The sequence below is a fragment of the Streptomyces sp. NPDC097107 genome, assembly GCF_044762405.1.
In the GTDB taxonomy this organism is placed as follows: domain Bacteria; phylum Actinomycetota; class Actinomycetes; order Streptomycetales; family Streptomycetaceae; genus Streptomyces; species Streptomyces thinghirensis.
Map to the genome: position 1 here is coordinate 430,232 of NZ_JBIWEF010000004.1, position 18,724 is coordinate 448,955.

The 18,724-nt window shown below is 70.9% G+C and carries 13 protein-coding genes; 5 read left to right on the top strand and 8 right to left on the bottom strand.

Annotated elements, in window-relative coordinates; all coding sequences use genetic code 11:
• The first annotated feature begins 229 nt into the window (after positions 1–229).
• Positions 230–1,063, top strand: a complete 834-nt coding sequence (locus tag ACIQ1J_RS12155; protein ID WP_403556438.1) for a PIG-L family deacetylase — start codon at positions 230–232, stop codon at positions 1,061–1,063.
• Between the two features lie 796 nt (positions 1,064–1,859).
• On the opposite strand, the gene ACIQ1J_RS12160 is transcribed toward ACIQ1J_RS12155, so the two are convergent.
• Positions 1,860–2,315, bottom strand: a complete 456-nt coding sequence (locus ACIQ1J_RS12160) for a GNAT family N-acetyltransferase (protein WP_403556440.1) — start codon at positions 2,313–2,315, stop codon at positions 1,860–1,862.
• 333 nt (positions 2,316–2,648) lie between these two features.
• Here ACIQ1J_RS12160 and ACIQ1J_RS12165 point away from each other — a divergent pair, with 333 nt between their 5' ends.
• Positions 2,649–3,422 carry a LuxR C-terminal-related transcriptional regulator gene (locus ACIQ1J_RS12165; protein ID WP_403556442.1) on the top strand — a complete coding sequence of 258 codons (774 nt, stop codon included), beginning with the start codon at positions 2,649–2,651 and terminating at the stop codon, positions 3,420–3,422.
• A 139-nt stretch (positions 3,423–3,561) separates the two neighbouring features.
• Here the strand turns inward: ACIQ1J_RS12165 and tamR are convergent, their stop codons facing one another.
• Positions 3,562–4,059: a MarR family transcriptional regulator TamR gene (tamR, locus tag ACIQ1J_RS12170; protein ID WP_403556444.1), complete on the bottom strand. Its 498-nt coding sequence runs from the start codon at positions 4,057–4,059 to the stop codon at positions 3,562–3,564.
• A gap of 129 nt (positions 4,060–4,188) precedes the next feature.
• On the opposite strand from tamR, the gene ACIQ1J_RS12175 reads away from it, so the two are divergent.
• Positions 4,189–5,049, top strand: coding sequence for a trans-aconitate 2-methyltransferase (locus tag ACIQ1J_RS12175; protein WP_403556446.1), 861 nt, complete (start codon positions 4,189–4,191; stop codon positions 5,047–5,049).
• 25 nt (positions 5,050–5,074) lie between these two features.
• On the opposite strand, the gene ACIQ1J_RS12180 is transcribed toward ACIQ1J_RS12175, so the two are convergent.
• The 3 genes from ACIQ1J_RS12180 to ACIQ1J_RS12190 all read right to left on the bottom strand — a co-directional run bounded on the left by ACIQ1J_RS12180 (position 5,075) and on the right by ACIQ1J_RS12190 (position 8,001).
• Positions 5,075–6,250, bottom strand: a complete 1,176-nt coding sequence (locus tag ACIQ1J_RS12180) for a CaiB/BaiF CoA transferase family protein (protein ID WP_403556448.1) — start codon at positions 6,248–6,250, stop codon at positions 5,075–5,077.
• A 66-nt stretch (positions 6,251–6,316) separates the two neighbouring features.
• On the bottom strand, positions 6,317–6,994 hold the full coding sequence (locus ACIQ1J_RS12185; protein WP_210963414.1) for a TetR/AcrR family transcriptional regulator: 678 nt from the start codon (positions 6,992–6,994) through the stop codon (positions 6,317–6,319).
• Positions 6,991–8,001, bottom strand: a complete 1,011-nt coding sequence (locus ACIQ1J_RS12190) for an acyl-CoA desaturase (protein WP_403556450.1) — start codon at positions 7,999–8,001, stop codon at positions 6,991–6,993. Before ACIQ1J_RS12190 ends, ACIQ1J_RS12185 begins: the two co-directional genes overlap by 4 nt.
• A gap of 288 nt (positions 8,002–8,289) precedes the next feature.
• On the opposite strand from ACIQ1J_RS12190, the gene ppc reads away from it, so the two are divergent.
• Positions 8,290–11,025: a phosphoenolpyruvate carboxylase gene (gene ppc, locus ACIQ1J_RS12195; RefSeq protein ID WP_403556452.1), complete on the top strand. Its 2,736-nt coding sequence runs from the start codon at positions 8,290–8,292 to the stop codon at positions 11,023–11,025.
• Between the two features lie 157 nt (positions 11,026–11,182).
• Here the strand turns inward: ppc and ACIQ1J_RS12200 are convergent, their stop codons facing one another.
• From ACIQ1J_RS12200 to ACIQ1J_RS12210, 3 genes are all read right to left on the bottom strand, one after another.
• Positions 11,183–11,695: a hypothetical protein gene (locus ACIQ1J_RS12200; RefSeq protein ID WP_403556454.1), complete on the bottom strand. Its 513-nt coding sequence runs from the start codon at positions 11,693–11,695 to the stop codon at positions 11,183–11,185.
• A 186-nt stretch (positions 11,696–11,881) separates the two neighbouring features.
• Entirely contained in the window at positions 11,882–12,571 is a 690-nt protein-coding gene (locus ACIQ1J_RS12205; RefSeq protein ID WP_403556456.1) for a DUF4276 family protein, read from the bottom strand.
• Positions 12,568–13,692 (bottom strand): AAA family ATPase, encoded by a 1,125-nt coding sequence (locus tag ACIQ1J_RS12210; RefSeq protein WP_403556458.1) that lies wholly within the window; start codon positions 13,690–13,692, stop codon positions 12,568–12,570. The genes ACIQ1J_RS12205 and ACIQ1J_RS12210 overlap by 4 nt, the downstream gene beginning before the upstream one ends.
• 213 nt (positions 13,693–13,905) lie before the next feature.
• On the opposite strand from ACIQ1J_RS12210, the gene pglW reads away from it, so the two are divergent.
• Complete coding sequence (gene pglW, locus ACIQ1J_RS12215) at positions 13,906–18,534, top strand: BREX system serine/threonine kinase PglW (RefSeq protein WP_403556460.1); 4,629 nt, start codon at positions 13,906–13,908, stop codon at positions 18,532–18,534.
• The last annotated feature ends 190 nt before the right edge of the window (positions 18,535–18,724 follow it).

The window sequence follows — 18,724 nt, forward strand, 5'->3', positions numbered from 1 at the left end:
GCCCTCAGGGGAGCCGGTCTCGGCTCGGAACGCCGGCGCCCGGAAGGCCACCGGCCGCTCGGGGAACAGCCGGGCCGGTCGGCACTGTTGCATCAGCCGAGGCGCCGGCGCCGCATCGGCGGAAACATGGAGGACGCGAACTTGTCCGCCTGCCGGAATCCGGGTCTCTGGGCCGCGGTACGCCGCCGCGCGCCCGGACCAAGACGTAGCTCCGCAGGAGGACTGTTTCATGACTGACCGGCCCTTGACGCTGATGGCAGTGCACGCACACCCCGACGACGAGGCCACCGGGACCGGCGGGGTCCTCGCCCGGTACGCGGCGGAAGGCATCCGCACGGTTCTCGTGACGTGTACCGACGGCGGATGCGGTGACGGACCGGGGGGTGTCAAGCCGGGCGAACCGGGGCACGATCCGGCGGCCGTCGCCTTGATGCGCCGTCAAGAACTCGAGGCGAGCTGTGAGGCCCTGAAGGTCAGCGATCTGGAGACGCTGGACTACCCCGACTCCGGAATGATGGGCTGGCCGAGCAACGACGCCCCCGGGTCCTTCTGGCGGACCCCCGTGGAGGAAGGCGCCGCCCGACTCGCGGAACTCATGCGGCACTACCGCCCCGATGTGGTCGTCACCTACGACGAGAACGGCTTCTACGGCCACCCCGACCACATCCAGGCCCACCGCATCACGATGGCGGCGCTCGAGACGACCTCGCTGACACCGAAGGTGTACTGGACGACGATGCCCCGCTCAGGGATGCAGCGGTTCGGTGAGATCATGCGCGAGTTCCATCCGGACATGCCGGAGCCGGACCCCGCCGAGGCCGCCGCGATGGCCGAGATCGGCCTCCCCGACGACGAGATCACCACGTGGGTGGACACCACGGCGTTCAGCGGCCAGAAGTTCGACGCGCTGGCCGCGCACGCCAGTCAGGGCGAGAACATCTTCTTCCTCAGGATGGGCAAGGAGAGGTTCGGCGAGTTCATGGGCATGGAGACGTTCGTACGCGTCAAGGACACCACCGACGCGCCCGTGCCCGAGAGCGACCTTTTCGCCGGCCTGCGCTGATCCGCCTGCCCGCCAGGGCTTGGTCGCGGAGGTCAGAATTGGAGGTCCCAGGGGCGTGCCGCACGGCAGGAGAAGCGAGCCCCTTTTAAGGACGAGCAAATACTCGAGCACTTCGATGGGTGAGGCACCGCAGAGTTCACGCTTCGGGGGCTCGACATACTGCAGAGTGACAGGATCGAGGCGATCGCCTTCGAGCTGGGCTACAGGCTCCACGAGAGGGACATCGTCACCCGGGGGCAGTGGCGGCTGACCTACCTCCGCGACGACTCCCCGGATGTCCGTCGACGAGTCCAGGTCACGCTGGACCGACTGCGCGCCGGCGGGCCCCTGCCGCCCCAGGCATGGCCTTCCGCCGGACCACCGGGCGTACCGGGCAGGCGGATCACGCCCATGGAGGTGGCCTCCGCCCGGCAGAGCATGACCGCCTACGAGACGCAAGGCTCCCGTGGGCTGGTCGTCTTCACAGCGTTGCTCAGCAGCGGGTGCCTCGGCCTGGCCTGGGTGGCTCGCGACTTTCCCGGCCGAGTGCTCGCTCTGGTTGCGCTGGCCGCCCTCCTGGCCGTCGTGGCGGCGCTGACCCCCCGCTGGATGAGGGGCTGGTATGAACACAACCGGCAGACGGTGGACCGCTTTGGACGGCAACTGGCCCAGCAGTGGGGGCCTTTGTCCCCTCCGCCCTCTCCGCCCCCCACTTCACGGCAACCGGCAGGATGGCCCAGGAGGGAACGGCCGGCAATGCGAGTCGACTTCGCAGCCCCGGTGGCTGCCGCCGATTCCTCGGCGAGGTCCGCCCGGCTCACCCCAGCCGCTTCACCAGCGTGTACTCCGTGATCCCCGGTGGATAGTCGGGGATCACGCACATCACGTCGTAGCCGTGCCGTGTGTAGAAGTCCGGTGCCTGGAAGTCCCAGGTCTCCACGCGGGACGCCGCGCAGCCGCGTTCCTCGCGGGACGTTCGTTCCGCCTCCGTCAGCAGGGCCGAGCCCAGTCCCGCGCCCCGGTGCCGGTCGTCCACCCACAGGTACGTCACGTGGAGCCAGCTCGCCCAGGTGTGGCCGACGAGGCCGCCCGCCAGACCGCCGGTCCCGTCCAGCACCCAGACGTGCAGCGGGAATTCGCGTTCGTGAGGGGTTCCGCGCAGGGAACGGAGGATCGAGGAGGCCGCCGTGTTCGTCTCCCGCAGGCGGGTGCGCAGCAGATCGCGTCGTTCCCTGTCCACTTCTGTCACTAGACGAAACATGCGGCTCACCATAAGCGTGCCGGGCTGTCAGTTCTGCAAATAGCCTTCCGCTCCCGGCGCCCGCCCGTACTCTGATGAGCAGCACCGGTGGGGGCCGGTGCCGTTCAGGGGGCGAGACAGCCGGGTACGGCGCCCGGGGCGGGGGTAGCGGTTACTGCACGGCGGCGGCCGTGCGGCTGCGGCGACCCGTCCCGGAGTACCGAGTGCACAGGTGGATACGGGGCTTCGGGCGTCGTACCCGTGCCGGTGTCGGCTTCCGGCTTCCGGCTTCCGTGTTCCGTGTTCCGTGGATGGACAGACGATGGGTATCCCCTGCTCCTCCAGGAGCTCGGGGGAGGGGGTTTCGTGGTTCGTATCCGAGTCCTGGTCGTCGACGACCATCGCATCTTCGCCGAGTCGCTCGCCGCCGCCCTGGCCGCCGAGCCGGACGTCGACGTCTCCGCGGCCGGCAGCGGCCCGGCCGCGCTGCGCTGCCTGGAGCGGGCCGCGTCCGAGGGACGGCGGTTCGACGTGCTGCTCGTCGACGCCGATCTGGGGGGTCACGTGCCCGGCGCGCGCCCGGCCGTGCCCGTGCGGGACGGCAACGAGGACGGGCTGGTGGACGGGATCTCGCTGGTCGCCGGGGTGCGGTCGGGGCAGCCGGGTGTACGGATCGTCGTCCTCGCCGAGAAGGACGACCCCTGGCGGGCCGCCCTCGCGCTGGGGGCCGGTGCCTCCGGCTGGGTGGCGAAGGACTGCTCGCTGTCGCGGCTGCTCAGCGTCATCCGGGGCGTCCTGCGCGACGAGACCCATCTGCCGCCCGCACTGCTCACCGGCGTCCTGCGCGAACTCACCGCCGCCCGCAAACACCGCACCGAGAGCGAACGGCTGGTGGAGTCGCTGACCCCGCGGGAGCGGGAGGTGCTGCGCTGCATGGTGGCCGGGCTGGGGCGCAAGGCGGTCGCCGAGCGGCTGTACCTGTCCCCGCACACCGTGCGGACGCACATGCAGAACGTGCTGGGCAAGCTGGGCGTCCACTCCACCCTCGCCGCCGTGGCACTGGCGAGGCGGGCCGGGGTGGGGCCGGCCGACCTGGGGCCTCCCGGGCAGATCGGGTCGCAGGAAAGCAACAGCGCCTGACCACGCCGGTGAGCGGGGGCTGGTGCGTGCGGTTACAAGGCGGAGGAGGGCGACAGGGCGGAGACCTGGCATCCGACGGCAACGCGGCAGACGCGCGTGCCGGCCCCCGCGTCCGCGGCACGAGCTGCCCGGGAGGCCCTCAACCGGGGATGTTGTCGAACGGGGCGGTCAGCTGGCGCAGCAGCGCCGCCAGTTCGCTGCGCTGGGTCCGGGAGAGTTCGGCCAGGATGGCGCGCTCCTGCGCCAGCAGGCCGGCGAGCGACTGGTCGGCGCGGTCGCGGCCCTCGTCCGTGAGCCGGACCAGTACGCCGCGCCGGTCGCTGGGGTCGGGCAGACGCTCCACCAGGCCCTTCTTGGCCAGGCGGTCGATACGGTTGGTCATCGTGCCCGAGGTGACGAGGGTCTGGGTGAGGAGTTGCCCCGGCGAGAGCTGGTACGGGGTGCCCGCGCGGCGCAGGGCCGTCAGGACGTCGAACTCCCAGGGCTCCAGTTCGTGTTCGGAGAAGGCCAGACGGCGTGCGCGGTCCAGGTGCCGGGCGAGCCTGCTGACCCGGCTCAGTACCTCGAGCGGTTCCACGTCGAGGTCCGGGCGCTCCCGGCGCCATGCTGCGACCAGCCGATCGACCTCGTCCTCCATGACGATCAGTGTAGTGGTTGTGTCGACGTGAAGTCTCTTGATGTTGACTGTCTTGACGTCGAGATAGTTTGCGCGTGACGCTGGGTACCCGGCCCGGACAGCCGGTCCGGTCCAGTTCCTGGAGGCTCCATGCCCGCCACCGCGCCCACGTGGGACCCCGCCCAGTATCTGCGCCACGCCGGGCCCCGCGCCCGCCCGTTCACCGACCTCCTCGCCCGCGTCCCGGACCTTTCCCCAAGCTCTCCACTCCGTTCGAGCGAGGAAGGACCCCATGGGGAACCGCCCCGCATCGCCGACCTGGGCTGCGGCCCCGGCAACGTCACCGCCCTGCTCGCCGACCGCTGGCCCACCGCCCGCATCACCGGCTACGACAACTCACCCCGGATGCTCGGACGGGCCCGGGAACACGCCGGGCCCACACCGCAGGGCGGCCGCATCGAGTTCGCCCCCGCCGACGCCCGCACCTGGACCCCCGCCGAGCCGCACGACCTCCTCATCAGCAACGCCACCCTCCAGTGGGTCCCCGGTCACGTCGAGCGCTTCGCCGACTGGATCGGCGCACTCGCCCCCGGCGGCGTTCTCGCCTTCCAGGTGCCCGGCAACTTCGACGCCCCAAGCCACCGCCTGATGCGCGAACTCGCCCACTCCCGGCGCTGGCGGGACCGCCTCGCCGGCACCCTGCGCCACGACGGCGCCGTCCTCACGCCCGAGGCCTACCTCGCCCACCTGACCGCCGCCGGCTGCACCGCCGACGTCTGGGAGACGACGTACGTCCATCTGCTGCCCGGCGAGGACGCCGTACTGGACTGGGTGAAGGGGACGGGGCTGCGGCCCGTGCTCACCGCGCTCGACGACGACCCGGAAGCGTGCGACGCGTTCGTCGAGGAGTACCGGAACGTCCTGCGCGCCGCCTACCCCGCCGGGGCGCACGGCACCCCGTTCCCCTTCCGCCGCGTCTTCGCCGTCGCCCGGAAGCAGGGCACCCGCTGACCGGCGCGGTCGGTCGGGTCTCCGCTCACGCCACCCCGTCCGCGACGAGCGCGTCCACGGCCTCCTCGGACAGGCCCAGCTCGCCGAGTACGGCGCGGGTGTGCTCGCCCGGGGCCGGCACCGCGTCCATGCGGGGCGCGTCCCCGGTCGGGCCCGGCGGCGCGAGCGCCGGTACGGGACCGGCCGGCGTGGGCACCTGGTGCCAGCGGCCGCGCGCCGCCAGCTGGGGGTGGTCCCACACCTCGGCGAGCGTGTTCACCCGGGCGCTCGCGACCGGCACCGCGCTGAGCCGTTCGATCGCCTCGACGCTGGTCAGCTCCGCGAAACGGGCCGCGATCAGCGCGCCCAGCGCCTCCCGGTGCGCGTTGCGGTCCGCGTTGGTGGCGTAGTCCGGGTGCTCGGCCAGCTCCGGTCGGTCCAGGAAGCCCGCGCAGAAACCGCGCCACTCGCGGTCGTTCTGGACGGCCATCATGACGACCTTGCCGTCACCCGCCGTGAAAGGCCCGTACGGGTGGATCGTCGCGTGCGCGGCGCCCGCCCGCGGTGGCGGCTCGGCCCCGTCGAAGGCGTAGTAGAGGGGGAAGCCCATCCACTCCGCGGTGGCCTCCAGCATCGACACGTCCAGATGCGTGCCCCGGCCCGTCCGCCCGCGCTCCAGCAGCGCGCCGAGGATCGAGCTGTACGCGTACATCCCGGCGGCGATGTCGGACACCGAGATGCCCACCTTGGCCATGTCGTCCGGCGAGCCCGTGACGGACAGCAGCCCCGACTCGGACTGCACCATCAGGTCGTACGCCTTGCGGCCCTCGTACGGGCCGGGGGCGCCGTAGCCGGAGATGTCGCAGACGATGAGGCGCGGGTGCCGCGCGCGCAGTTCATCGGCGCCGAGCCCGGCCCGGGCCGCCGCCCCCGGCGCCAGGTTCTGCAGGAAGACGTCGGCCTTCGCGATCAGGCGGTGCAGCACGTCCGTGCCGCGCGGGTCCTTGAAGTCCAGGGTGAGGGACTCCTTGTTGCGGTTCACCCATACGAAGTGCGAGCTCAGGCCGCGTACGCGGGAGTCGTAGGCGCGGGCGAAGTCCCCCGTCCCGGGGCGCTCCACCTTGATCACCCGGGCGCCGAGGTCGGCGAGCTGGCGGCTGGCGTACGGCGCGGCGACCGCCTGCTCGAGCGAGACGACGGTGACTCCGCGGAGCGGCTGCATCAGTGTTCTCCCCGGTGCGGTGACGGGCGTCGGACGACGAGGACGTGCCGCCCCGCCGGCCGGCGCTCAGCTCTTGCGGTGCCCTATCAGCCGCGGCTTCGGCTCCAGGCCGTCCAGTCCGTGCCACGCCAGGTTCACCAGGTGCGCCGCCACTTCCGCCTTCTTCGGCTTGCGCACGTCCAGCCACCACTGCCCGGTCAGCGCGACCATGCCGACCAGCGCCTGCGCGTACAGCGGGGCCAGCTTGGCGTCGAAGCCGCGGTTCTTGAACTCGCGGCCCAGGATGTCCTCCACCTGGGTGGCGATGTCCGAGATGAGGGAGGCGAAGGAACCCGTGGACTGCGGGATGGGGGAGTCGCGGACCAGGATGCGGAAGCCGTCCGTGTACTCCTCGATGTAGTCGAGGAGCGCGAAGGCCGCCTGCTCGCACAGCTCGCGGGGGTGGCCGGCGGTCAGGGAGCTGGTCACCATGTCCAGCAGCCGCCGCATCTCACGGTCCACCACCACCGCGTACAGCCCCTCCTTGCCGCCGAAGTGCTCGTACACCACCGGCTTGGACACCCCGGCCTTCGCCGCGATCTCCTCCACCGACGTGCCCTCGAAACCCTTCGCGGCGAAGAGGGTGCGACCGATCTCCAGCAACTGCTGGCGGCGCTCGGCACCGGTCATCCGGGTGCGACGCGCGCGCCGCGGCTTCTCATTGCTCGGGGTGCTGCTGGAGTCGGTCGCCACGGCGACCATCATGCCGCTTCGACGGTTTCCTTCCGGCGGCGGGAGCCGCCTTCGTCCGTGTTCCGGCGGGAATCGAGACGCGAGCGGGACGGCCACCGCACGTCGTACGCCCACCCGAACTGCTCGAACCAGCGGATCAGCCGGGCGGAGGAGTCCAGCTGCCCGCGCATCACCCCGTGCCGCGCCGAGGTCGGGTCGGCGTGGTGCAGGTTGTGCCAGGACTCACCGCAGGACAGGATCGCCAGCCACCACACGTTGCCCGAACGGTCCCGCGACTTGAACGGGCGCTTGCCGACCGCGTGGCAGATCGAGTTGATCGACCAGGTCACGTGGTGCAGCAACGCCACCCGGACGAGTGAACCCCAGAAGAACCCGGTGAACGCGCCCCACCAGGACATCGTGACCAGCCCGCCGATCAGCGCCGGGAGGGCCAGGGACACCAGCGTCCACAGGATGAACTGGCGGGAGATCGCGCGGAGCGCCGGGTCCTTGATCAGGTCCGGGGCGTACTTCTCCTGCGAGGTCTGCTCCTCGTCGAACATCCATGCGATGTGGGCCCACCACAGTCCCTTCATCAGGGCCGGCACCGTCTCGCCGTAGCGCCACGGGGAATGCGGGTCGCCCTCGTCGTCGGAGAACTTGTGGTGCTTGCGGTGGTCGGCCACCCAGCGGACCAGCGGCCCCTCCACGGCCATCGAGCCGGCGATCGCCAGCGCGATCTTCAGCGGCCGCTTGGCCTTGAAGGAACCGTGGGTGAAGTGGCGGTGGAAGCCGATGGTGATGCCGTGGCAGCCCAGGAAGTAGAAGAAGACCAGCAGGCCCACGTCCAGCCAGCTCACGCCCCAGCCCCACGCGAGCGGCACCGCCGCCGCCAGCGCGAGGAACGGGACGGTGATGAACAGCAGCAGCGTGATCTGTTCGAGGGACCGCTTCTGCTCACCGCCCAGCGTGGCGGAGGGCGCGGCGGTGCCGTCGGAGGGCTTCGGAGCGTCTGGGATCACATCGGAACTCGTGGTCATGCGCGTCCCCTGTGGGGTCGAGGGTTGTGTCCGGTGCCGGGTCTCGGGAACCATGCACGGTTCCTACGGTTCCGTAACCTACGGCGACGTAAGTATGGCAGCGCCTCGTCCCGCGGCAAGAGCCCGAGGGCCTGCGCGTCCCGGCCGACACCTATCCTGGAGTCGGTCGGACAGCGCGGTCCGCTCTGAATTCTTCCCGGACGTCCGGCCCGTAAGCGGCGCCCGCCGCGCGAGACGGCGTCCGGGTTCCCTCCCAGACGAGCTTCAACACTGCAAGGAGCCGCACCTGTGAGCAGTGCCGACGACCAGACCACCACGACGACCAGCAGCGAGTTGCGCGCCGACATCCGCCGGCTGGGTGATCTCCTCGGAGAGACCCTCGTCCGGCAGGAAGGCCCCGAGCTGCTGGAACTCGTCGAGAAGGTACGCCGACTCACCCGAGAGGACGGCGAGGCCGCCGCCGAGCTGCTGCGCGGCACCGAACTGGAGACCGCGGCCAAGCTGGTCCGCGCCTTCTCCACCTACTTCCATCTCGCGAACGTCACCGAGCAGGTCCACCGCGCCCGCGAGCTGGGCGCCAAGCGCGCCGCCGAGGGCGGACTGCTCGCCCGTACGGCCGACCGCCTGAAGGACGCCGACCCCGAGCACCTGCGCGACACCGTCCGCAACCTCAACGTCCGGCCCGTCTTCACCGCGCACCCCACCGAGGCCGCCCGCCGCTCCGTCCTCAACAAGCTGCGCCGCATCGCAGCCCTCCTGGACACCCCGGTCATCGAGTCCGACCGGCGCCGCCTCGACACCCGCCTCGCCGAGAACATCGACCTGGTGTGGCAGACCGACGAGCTGCGCGTGGTCCGCCCGGAGCCCGCCGACGAGGCCCGCAACGCCATCTACTACCTGGACGAGCTGCACGCGGGCGCCGTCGGCGACGTCCTGGAGGACCTGACGGCGGAGCTGGAGCGGGCCGGCGTCAAGCTCCCCGACGACACCCGTCCGCTCACCTTCGGCACCTGGATCGGCGGCGACCGCGACGGCAACCCCAACGTCACCCCCCAGGTGACCTGGGACGTCCTGATCCTCCAGCACGAGCACGGCATCAACGACGCCCTGGAGATGATCGACGAGCTGCGCGGCTTCCTCTCCAACTCCATCCGCTACGCCGGCGCCACCGAGGAGCTCCTGGAGTCCCTCCAGGCCGACCTGGAGCGGCTGCCCGAGATCAGCCCCCGCTACAAGCGGCTCAACGCCGAGGAGCCGTACCGGCTCAAGGCGACCTGCATCCGGCAGAAGCTGGAGAACACCAAGCAGCGCCTCGCCAAGGGCACCCCCCACGAGGAGGGCCGCGACTACCTCGGCACCGCGCAGCTCCTGGACGACCTGCGGCTCGTCCAGACCTCCCTGCGCGAGCACCGCGGCAGCCTCTTCGCCGACGGCCGCCTCGCCCGCACCATCCGCACGCTGGCCGCCTTCGGCCTCCAGCTCGCCACCATGGACGTCCGCGAGCACGCCGACGCCCACCACCACGCCCTCGGCCAGCTCTTCGACCGGCTCGGCGAGGAGTCCTGGCGCTACGCCGACATGCCCCGCGAGTACCGCGCCAAGCTCCTCGCCAAGGAGCTGCGGTCCCGGCGCCCGCTGGCGCCCAGCCCGGCGCCCGTCGACGCGGCGGGGGAGAAGACCCTCGGCGTCTTCCAGACCGTGAAGCGCGCCCTGGAGGTGTTCGGCCCCGAGGTCATCGAGTCCTACATCATCTCCATGTGCCAGGGCGCCGACGACGTCTTCGCGGCGGCGGTGCTGGCCCGCGAGGCCGGTCTCATCGACCTGCACGCCGGCTGGGCCAAGATCGGCATCGTGCCGCTCCTGGAGACCACAGACGAGCTGAAGGCCGCCGACACCATCCTGGAGGACCTGCTCGCCGACCCCTCCTACCGGCGCCTGGTCGCCCTGCGCGGCGACGTCCAGGAGGTCATGCTCGGCTACTCGGACTCCTCCAAGTTCGGCGGCATCACCACCTCGCAGTGGGAGATCCACCGCGCCCAGCGCCGCCTGCGCGACGTCGCCCACCGCTACGGCGTCCGCCTGCGCCTCTTCCACGGCCGCGGCGGCACCGTCGGCCGCGGCGGCGGTCCCACCCACGACGCGATCCTCGCCCAGCCCTGGGGCACCCTGGAGGGCGAGATCAAGGTGACCGAGCAGGGCGAGGTCATTTCCGACAAGTACCTCATCCCGGCCCTGGCCAGGGAGAACCTGGAGCTGACCGTCGCGGCCACCCTCCAGGCCTCCGCCCTGCACACCGCCCCGCGCCAGTCCGACGAGGCCCTCGCCCGCTGGGACGCCGCCATGGACGTCGTCTCCGACGCCGCCCACACCTCGTACCGCAAGCTGGTCGAGGACCCCGACCTGCCCACGTACTTCCTGGCCTCCACGCCGGTCGACCAGCTCGCCGACCTGCACCTGGGATCACGGCCCTCCCGCCGCCCCGGCTCCGGCGTCTCGCTCGACGGACTGCGCGCCATCCCGTGGGTCTTCGGCTGGACCCAGTCCCGGCAGATCGTCCCCGGCTGGTACGGCGTCGGCTCGGGCCTCAAGGCCCTGCGCGAAGCCGGCCTGGACACCGTCCTGGACGAGATGCACCAGCAGTGGCACTTCTTCCGCAACTTCATCTCCAACGTCGAGATGACCCTCGCCAAGACCGACCTGCGCATCGCCCAGCACTACGTCGACACCCTGGTCCCGGACGACCTCAAGCACGTCTTCGACCGGATCAAGGCCGAGCACGAACTCACCGTCGCCGAAGTCCTGCGCGTCACCGGCGAGGACGAACTGCTGGACGCCGACCCGGTCCTCAAGCAGACGTTCACCATCCGCGACGCCTACCTGGACCCCATCTCCTACCTCCAGGTCGCCCTCCTCGGCCGCCAGCGCGAAGCCGCCGCCGCGGGCGAGGAAGCCGACCCGCTCCTCGCCCGGGCCCTGCTCCTCACGGTCAACGGCGTCGCCGCGGGCCTGCGCAACACCGGCTGACCCGCATCCCGCACGCACGACGGTGCCCCCGCGCTCACCCAGAGCACGGGGGCACCGTCACGTACGTACAGACGCTCAACACCGTCACGTACGTACAGACGCTCAACACCGTCACGTACGTACAGACGCTTCAGACCGCCACGAACGTACAGACGCTTCAGACCGCCACGAACGCCGCCGTCAGCAGAGCCACGCCCGCCCCGGCCATCACCCATCCCGCCCGGGCCCGCCGCAGTCCGCCCGCCACCACCACCGACGCCAGCAGCAGCGCCCCGCCCATCGGCACCCACGCGTACAGCACTCCAGCCGGGCCCGAACGCACCACGTCATCACTGCCGGGCTTCATCACCACCGAGTACGTCCGCCCCTTCGCCACGGCGACCGAATCCTCTATGACGACCCGCCCCCGCGCCTGCGACCCCGCCGACACCGGCGCGTACGGCCCACTGCACGAACCTTCGCCGCACCGCGTCACCTCGACCGTGCCCTGCTCCCGCCCCTTGGTCAGCAGCACGTGCTGCGCCGTACCCCAGGACGCCCACACACCCGCGATCAGGATCAGCACCGTCACCGTCCCCATCGCCGCGACCCGGCCGAACCGCAGCACGGCGCGTGAGGCCTGACGGGGGCGGGCAGCGGCGGCGGCTGAGGCAGGCATGGCCGGGATCATTGGCCATACCTGTGCGTCCGTCAACCGCAGCGGAGGACGAGTCAGTGCAAGCCCGTAGACATCGCCCATGAACGTCGACGGTCGGGAGGCAGAGAGCCCATCTCGCTGCCACAGACACCAGTATCGAGGCGCATGCCCTACGTAGGGGCCCAAAGACGTGTCGCACCCCGCGCCGCAGCGGGCCTCTTATCGCTGGGGCCCTTGAGCGAGTCCGCACGGCGTGAGGGCCAGCAGCTTCGCGATCCAGTCGTCGAAGTGGGGACAGGCGGCTCGCAAAGCGGCCAGACCAAGGTCCATCACCGCCACCGGGCCGTCCTGTGTTTTCACATACCGCGGGTGCAGCTTGAGAATCCGCTTGGAGGGAGCGGTCTCGGGCCCGTCGTTGACGCTCTCGGGCCCCCCGGCTTGATCGGCCTGTCGCTTGAGTTCACGGGCGAGCGTCGGGTCGTCAGCCCAGTCTCCGAGCTGCTCCGCGGCAGCGAAGACCCAGCTCTCCGTCTCGTGCAGGACGACGTGAGGAAGAAAGCGCGGATGACCCATGTGTTCCGCCAGACGCCGCTCGACATGCGTCACCTTGTCCACGGCCGAGCCGGACGGCCGGTCAGACATCCCTGGGCTGTCCTGAGGAAGGCCGTAGTAGTCGAGAAGAGTGGTGACCGCCGCCCAGTGGGTGGAGGCCAGCAACTTGTGCAGGTCCTTCTCGATCTTCGCCCACTTGCTGACCCCGCCCTTGCCCGCGGGGCCGCCCGCCGGCATCCGGGTCATCAGAATGGTCGGCACCAGGCAGATGCCGTACTCCGACAGCTCAGGAGCGAGGAAATCGTTGACCATGTTCTCCTCGGTCTGTCCCTCGCACAGCACCCCCACCATGATCATTCTGAGCGGCCCCGCAACGGCAGTTCCGGTGAGGGCCTGCCGCCCAGTACGTTCTTCTCCCACAGCTCCCCGAGGGAGTAGTCCTCCAGCCACCCCTGGAGCTCCTCGGGAGCCGGGCGTCTCAGTTCCGTCGCTCCTTGCTCGCGTTCCACCACCACGATGTCGTCGAGCGAGAACTGGTTCAGAAGCGTCACGGACTGCGTGGCGATCACGATCTGGCTGCGCACGGCGGCCGACCGGAGCATGTCCGACAGCTGGACGATCGCGTACGGGTGTAGCCCGAGTTCCGGTTCGTCGAGTGTGAAGAGGGCCGGCGGATCGGGCTGAAGAAGCAGAACACACAGGCAGATGTACCGCAGGGTGCCGTCCGAGAGAGCTTCCGCGGGAAACACCGCGTCGACGCCCTCCTGCATCCAGCGCAGGCGGATCCTCCCGCCCGGCTCCTCGCTCAGCAGGAAGTCCCGGAAGAACGGAGCCACTGATTTGATGGCCCGCACGATGCGCCGGTAGGACTTCGGTTCACCCTCACGCAGCCGCAACAGGAACGCCGCAAGGTTCGCCGCATCGGGCCGCAGCGCCTCGTTGTCCGCCGCATACCCGAACTGTTTCACCGGCGCCTCACGGCTGGTGTCCTGGAAGTGGAAGACCCGACAGCCGGCGAGGATGTTCCGCACTGGTCCCGCCAGACGCGAGAGCTGTTCCTCCTCCTTCTGTCGCAGCAGCGATTCCCGGTGTCCGCGGCCGAAACTTTCCTCCATCGGGAGACCAGGGCCCGGCTCGTGAAAATGCCCCTTCTCCTCGGCGAAGACGAAACTGTCGTTCGCTGCGGGAACGAGATGCGCCTCATAGCGGTAAGGGGGGGCGCCGACCTTGAGCCGGACACCCTTCTCGGTGCCGCGCCCTGCGAACTGAAGGGCTTGGGCACCACCATGGATACCCACCTGGAGCGCCAGGTCACCGTCCGCCATCCACCCCAGCAGCTCGAGCGCGCCGACGACGTTGCTCTTGCCCGCCCCGTTGGCGCCCACCAGGACGGTCACGCCATCACCCAGCTCCAGCGTGCTGGATCGAATGGAGGTGTACCCCTCGACGGTCACCTCTGAGAGCTTGTACGACGGCATGGCCCAACCCTAGGTCAGGGCTTCGGGTCGTGGGGGAGCAGAGCGCCAACAGATGATCTGTTGCGTTCGCTTGTCCACAGGATGCCGGTGCACGGTGCGGGTCCGTCGGACCAGGTCGATAGGCTGGACCACCTGCTGCAATCCGGCCATCGGCAGGAAACCGGCGAGACGCGGACGAGATACGGACCAGATACGGAAAGGGGCGTCGCGGTCATGCGAGACGGCAGGTGGACCACTGTCACCGAGTCGCAGTTCCAGCACGAGCGCAACGGGCTGCTGTATCTCAAGGAGTGGCTCCCGGACAACGAGCCCTACCGGGCCTGGTCGAATTTCACCTTCACCGCGCACAGCGGCCATGTCCGCGAGGTCGACCTGCTGGTCGCCGCCCCGGCCGGCCTGTTCCTGGTCGAGCTGAAGAACTGGCAGGGCACGGTCAGCTCCTCGGGAGCGAGCTGGGTCCAGACGCTCTCCGACGGCCGTACCCGTATCCACCGCAACCCCCGCCACCTCGCCAACCAGAAGGCGAAGGAGCTCAAGGGCCTGCTCAGGGACGCCCTGCAGAGGACCGATCCCCGGCGCCACGTCCCGTACATCCAGGAACTGATCTTCTTCACCGACCCCGGACTGCGTATCCGCCTTGCGCCGAACGACCTGGCGGGTGTCTTCGGCAAGGCCGGCCACAGCGGGCTCGACGACGTCCTCGCCGAGCTCCAGCGCCCCGCCCGCGACGTCAAGTCCGGCATAGACCGCCAGTTCTCCCGAGGGCTCGGCAAGCTCCTGGCCGAGGTGGGCATCGGCCGTTCCGACGCCGAGTTCCACGTCGGCACCTACCGGCTGGACCGCACCCCCTTCGACACCGGGCCGAACTGGGCCGACTACCTCGGCCGCCACGACTCCCTGAGCAAGACCCGCCGCGTGCGCATCTACCTGCGCGAACGAGGAGCCGACCGGCAGGCCCGCGAGTCCATCAGCCACACCGCCGAACGCGAGGCACGCGCACTGGAGGGCCTCAGGCACCCGGGCCTGGTCGCCCTGGAGAACTTCGACGAGAACGGCCACAGCGCCGGCCCCGCCCTCCTGTACGCCTACCATCCGCGCACGCTCCGTCTGGACGACTACCTTCTCCAGTACGGAGCGAAGCTGGACGCCCGGGCACGTGCCGCCCTTCTGCGTCGCCTGGCCGAGACGGTCCACTACACGCACCGGCACCTCCTCTTCCACCGCGCTCTGCACGCCCGGGCCATCCACGTACTGCCCGGGCCGCGAACCGGGACCGGCAGTGAGGAGGACCGCTGGCTCAGCCCGGTCGTTCAGATCGCCGAGTGGCAGACGGCGGTCCGCCACCCCCGCCCCCAGGGCGCCCCGGCAAGCTCCGGCGGAACGCTGAGCGGCGGCCACGAGATAATCCCGTCGAACAACCTCGCCGCATACGTCTCCGAGGCCGCCGACCCCTACCTCGCCCCCGAGGTGACCGCGAAGTCTCCGGACCCCACCGCCCTCGACGTCTTCGGACTCGGCGTGCTCGGCTACCTGATCTTCACGGGCAGGCCCCCCGCGAGCAGCCAGGCCGAACTGGGCGCCAGACTCGAACAGGGCCGCGGACTCGTGCCCTCCGCCGTCGCAGACGGCCTCACCAAGGACGTCGACCAGATCGTCCAGGACGCCACGGCCTTCGACCCGTACGCCCGTATCCGCACCGCCGCGGAATTCCTTGAGTGGCTCGACATCGTCGAACAAGGGCTCAAGCCCGCGAAGCCCGGAACACAGCCGGCTCCCGAAGCCCTTGTCGAAGAGGGTGACCCGTTGGAGGCCGCCCCTGACGACGTCGTCGGCGGCCGCTTCCGCATCAGACGGAGCCTGGGTCAGGGATCCACTTCCCGCGCCTTGCTCGCCGAGGACCTCGAACGCGACGACGCACCCGTCGTCCTCAAGATCGCCCGCAAGGACAAGTACGCCGAGGCGCTGCGCCGCGAAGCCGACGTCCTGTCCAGACTGCGCAACGACTCCAAGGTCATCCACCCGGCCCTGCCCGAGCCGATCCGGATCGGCCCGCGCACTGTCCTCGTACTCGACCACGCAGGCGACCGGACCGTCGCCCGCCAGCTCCGCGAGCGCGGTCCGCTCCTCACCGACCAGCTGGAGACCTACTCCACCTACCTCTTCGCCGCCGTCGACTTCCTCGACGGCGAAGGTGTGTGGCACCGCGACCTCAAGCCCGACAACATCGCCATCCGGGTACGCCCCAACGGCACCCGGCAACTGGTTCTCTTCGACTTCTCCCTCGCCGGCCTCGACGTGGACACCGTCCGGGCCGGCACCGAGGGCTATCTCGACCCGTTCGTCGAGAACATCACCCGGGGCCGCTACGACGCGCACGCCGAGTGGTACGCCCTGGCTGTCACCCTCCACGAGATGGCCTCCGGAGAGCTGCCCCAGTGGGGCGACGGATCCGTCCTCGCACGCCAGACCGATCCCAAGAAGTGGCCCCACCCCAAGATCGCCTCCGAGGCCTTCGACTCGGCCCTCCGCGACGGCCTCACCGAGTTCTTCGCACGCGCCCTGCACCGGGACCACCGCAAACGGTTCCCCGACCTGAAGGAGATGCAGCGCGCCTGGCAGCGCGTCTTCGCCCTCGCCGATCTGCCCGTCCAGGGCCGCACCGGCGGCCACCCCGAGGACACCGCCTCGTCGGTCGGCGCGCTGCCCGTCGGCGAGCTCCCGCCCCTCGACCTATCGGCGGACGAGGACGCCCGGGAGGAAGCCGCGGCCAAGGCCGGCCGGGACACCGCACTCCTCGTGGCGGGCCTGTCCCTCAGAGCGGTCTCCTTCCTCAACGGCCTGGACGTCCACACCGTCGGTGACCTCCTCGACTACTCGACCCGTCGGCTCGTCAACCGCCCTGGCCTAGGTGCCCGCACCCGCGAGGAGATCAACCGGCGTATCAAGCAGTGGCGCCTCGCCCTCGACGTCCGCCAGCCCTCCCCGCTCTCCCCGGCCGAGCGCGGCGACTCCGCGGAGGAGATCGCCGAGGCACGCTCGGAGCAGCGCGAAGGGGGCAGCGACCTGCCTCTGCGCCGCATCTCCCTCGACGCCCTGGTCACCCTCCTGGTGCCCAAGCCGGCCCCCCGGGGACGCAACGCCACCGAGGTCGAGGCGGTACGGCTGCTGCTGCGACTCCCCAGCGACGAGGGGAACCTGCCCGACGAACTGCCCAGCTGGCCCCTGAACAAGTCCGTCGCTCCGCTGACCACCGACCAGGTCACCGAGGGCCGCATCGCCCAGATCCTCGGCGCCCAGCGCAAACGCTGGGGCCGGGACGCGGCCCTCGTCGCCCTGCGCGACGAGCTTCTCGACATACTGGCCACCATGGGCCGGGTCGCCTCGGCGGCCGAGCTCGCCGAAGCCCTGATCGGTCGCCGCGGCACCTCGCAGGCCGACCCCAGGGTGCGGCGAGCTCTCGGCATGGCCGCCGTGCGGGCCGCGTGCGAGGTCGACTGGGGGATGACCCCGCGCCGCCTGCGCAGCCGCCGCCACGGCGAGACCGGTGACAACCAGCTGCTGCTGGCCCTGGAGGTCGACGAGGACAAGGACGCCCCGGACACCCCCTCGGCGCCCGCTCTTCTCAACTACGCCGACCGGCTCGGCAAGGCGGCCGACACCCTGGCCGCGCGCGACACCCTCGCCGGCCCCGGCACCGTACTGGAACAGATCGTCGCCGCGGACGCGGCATTCCGGGCCAGCTGGCCCGAGGCTCAGATCACCATGGACGAGGCCCGCATGGTCACTCTGGCGGCCGCGGCCTCCCAGGACGCGGCCGCCAACGCCCGGCTGGAGATCTACGCCCGTTCCCTGGAGCCCGTACGTGCCCTCCGTCTCGCCCAGGCCGGCCTGCTGCTGCCACTGGCGGGCAAGTCGGACGACGAGCAGGAGGGGCTGACCGTCGAGCAGATCCGCGACCGGGTCCACGCCCGCTTCCCCGACCTGTCCAGCCTCCCGGACGACCGGGTCCTGCTCGGCCGCCTGTTGCGGCAGGCCGGTTTCGAGCTGGAATGGCGTACGAGCCGGAGGCGTCCGCGCGGCTGGTTCGTACCGAAGCGGGAGTCCGCCGGCGGCGACGTCACCTCGGTCGTCACGCAGCGCCGCCCCAGCCGGATCACCCGCACCGACCACTGGACGGCGCGCGACCCGGAACAGCGGGCCCGTCTGAAGGCCAGGGCCCAGCTGCAGGAGTCCGGCGGCCGTCCCGGCTTCCGGCTCCTCACGGTCCGTTTCGACGACCAGCGCCTCGCCCTGCGGACCCTCACCGAGCAGGGACGCGAGTGGCGGGCCGAACCCGTCGACGTCAGCGCCCTCTTCCTGACGTCCCTGCGCCGCCTGGTGGAGGCCCGACCCCGGCCCACCTGGGAGACCATCCTGGAGGCCGACAACGCGGAACCGGGATCGCGGGACGCGCTGAAGTTCGGCGAGTACACGGCCGCTGCGTGGCGCGACGTGGAGAAGGACATCCTGGCCGTCCTGGAGGCTCCGGCGGACTCCGGCACCGGCTCCGACGCGGCGGCTGGGGAGGGTGGCGACGCAGGAATCGGCCGCCGCCCGGTGCTCCTGCACGACGCCTCCGTCATGGCCCGCTACGGAGGCATGGGCGTCCTCCAGCGGCTCGCCGACCTGGCCCGCCGGGGCGGCCCGGACGGGCGCGGCCTCTGGCTGCTCAGCCCGCTCACGGACCAGACGGCAGGACCCCGGCTGGACGCCGTCACCGTGCCGATCGAGGACCGTGAGGAGTGGATCAGCCTCAACCACGCCTGGGTGGTCAACGACCCGGGGGAGGAGTGGGCGGCGTAGGGCCTGCTCCCGCTCCTCCCCTCGCAACGCCCGGATCAGCTCGTCCCTGCTCAGCTCCGCCCCGCCGGATCCGGTGGAAGAGCCCGGCTCCGGGCGTTCGCGGCGGCCACGGAGGCGCGAAGCCGCTCGGTGGAGGAAGCGGCGCGGACGTGTGCCGGGTCCGCGTCCCACTCCCGGCCCCCGCCGACGG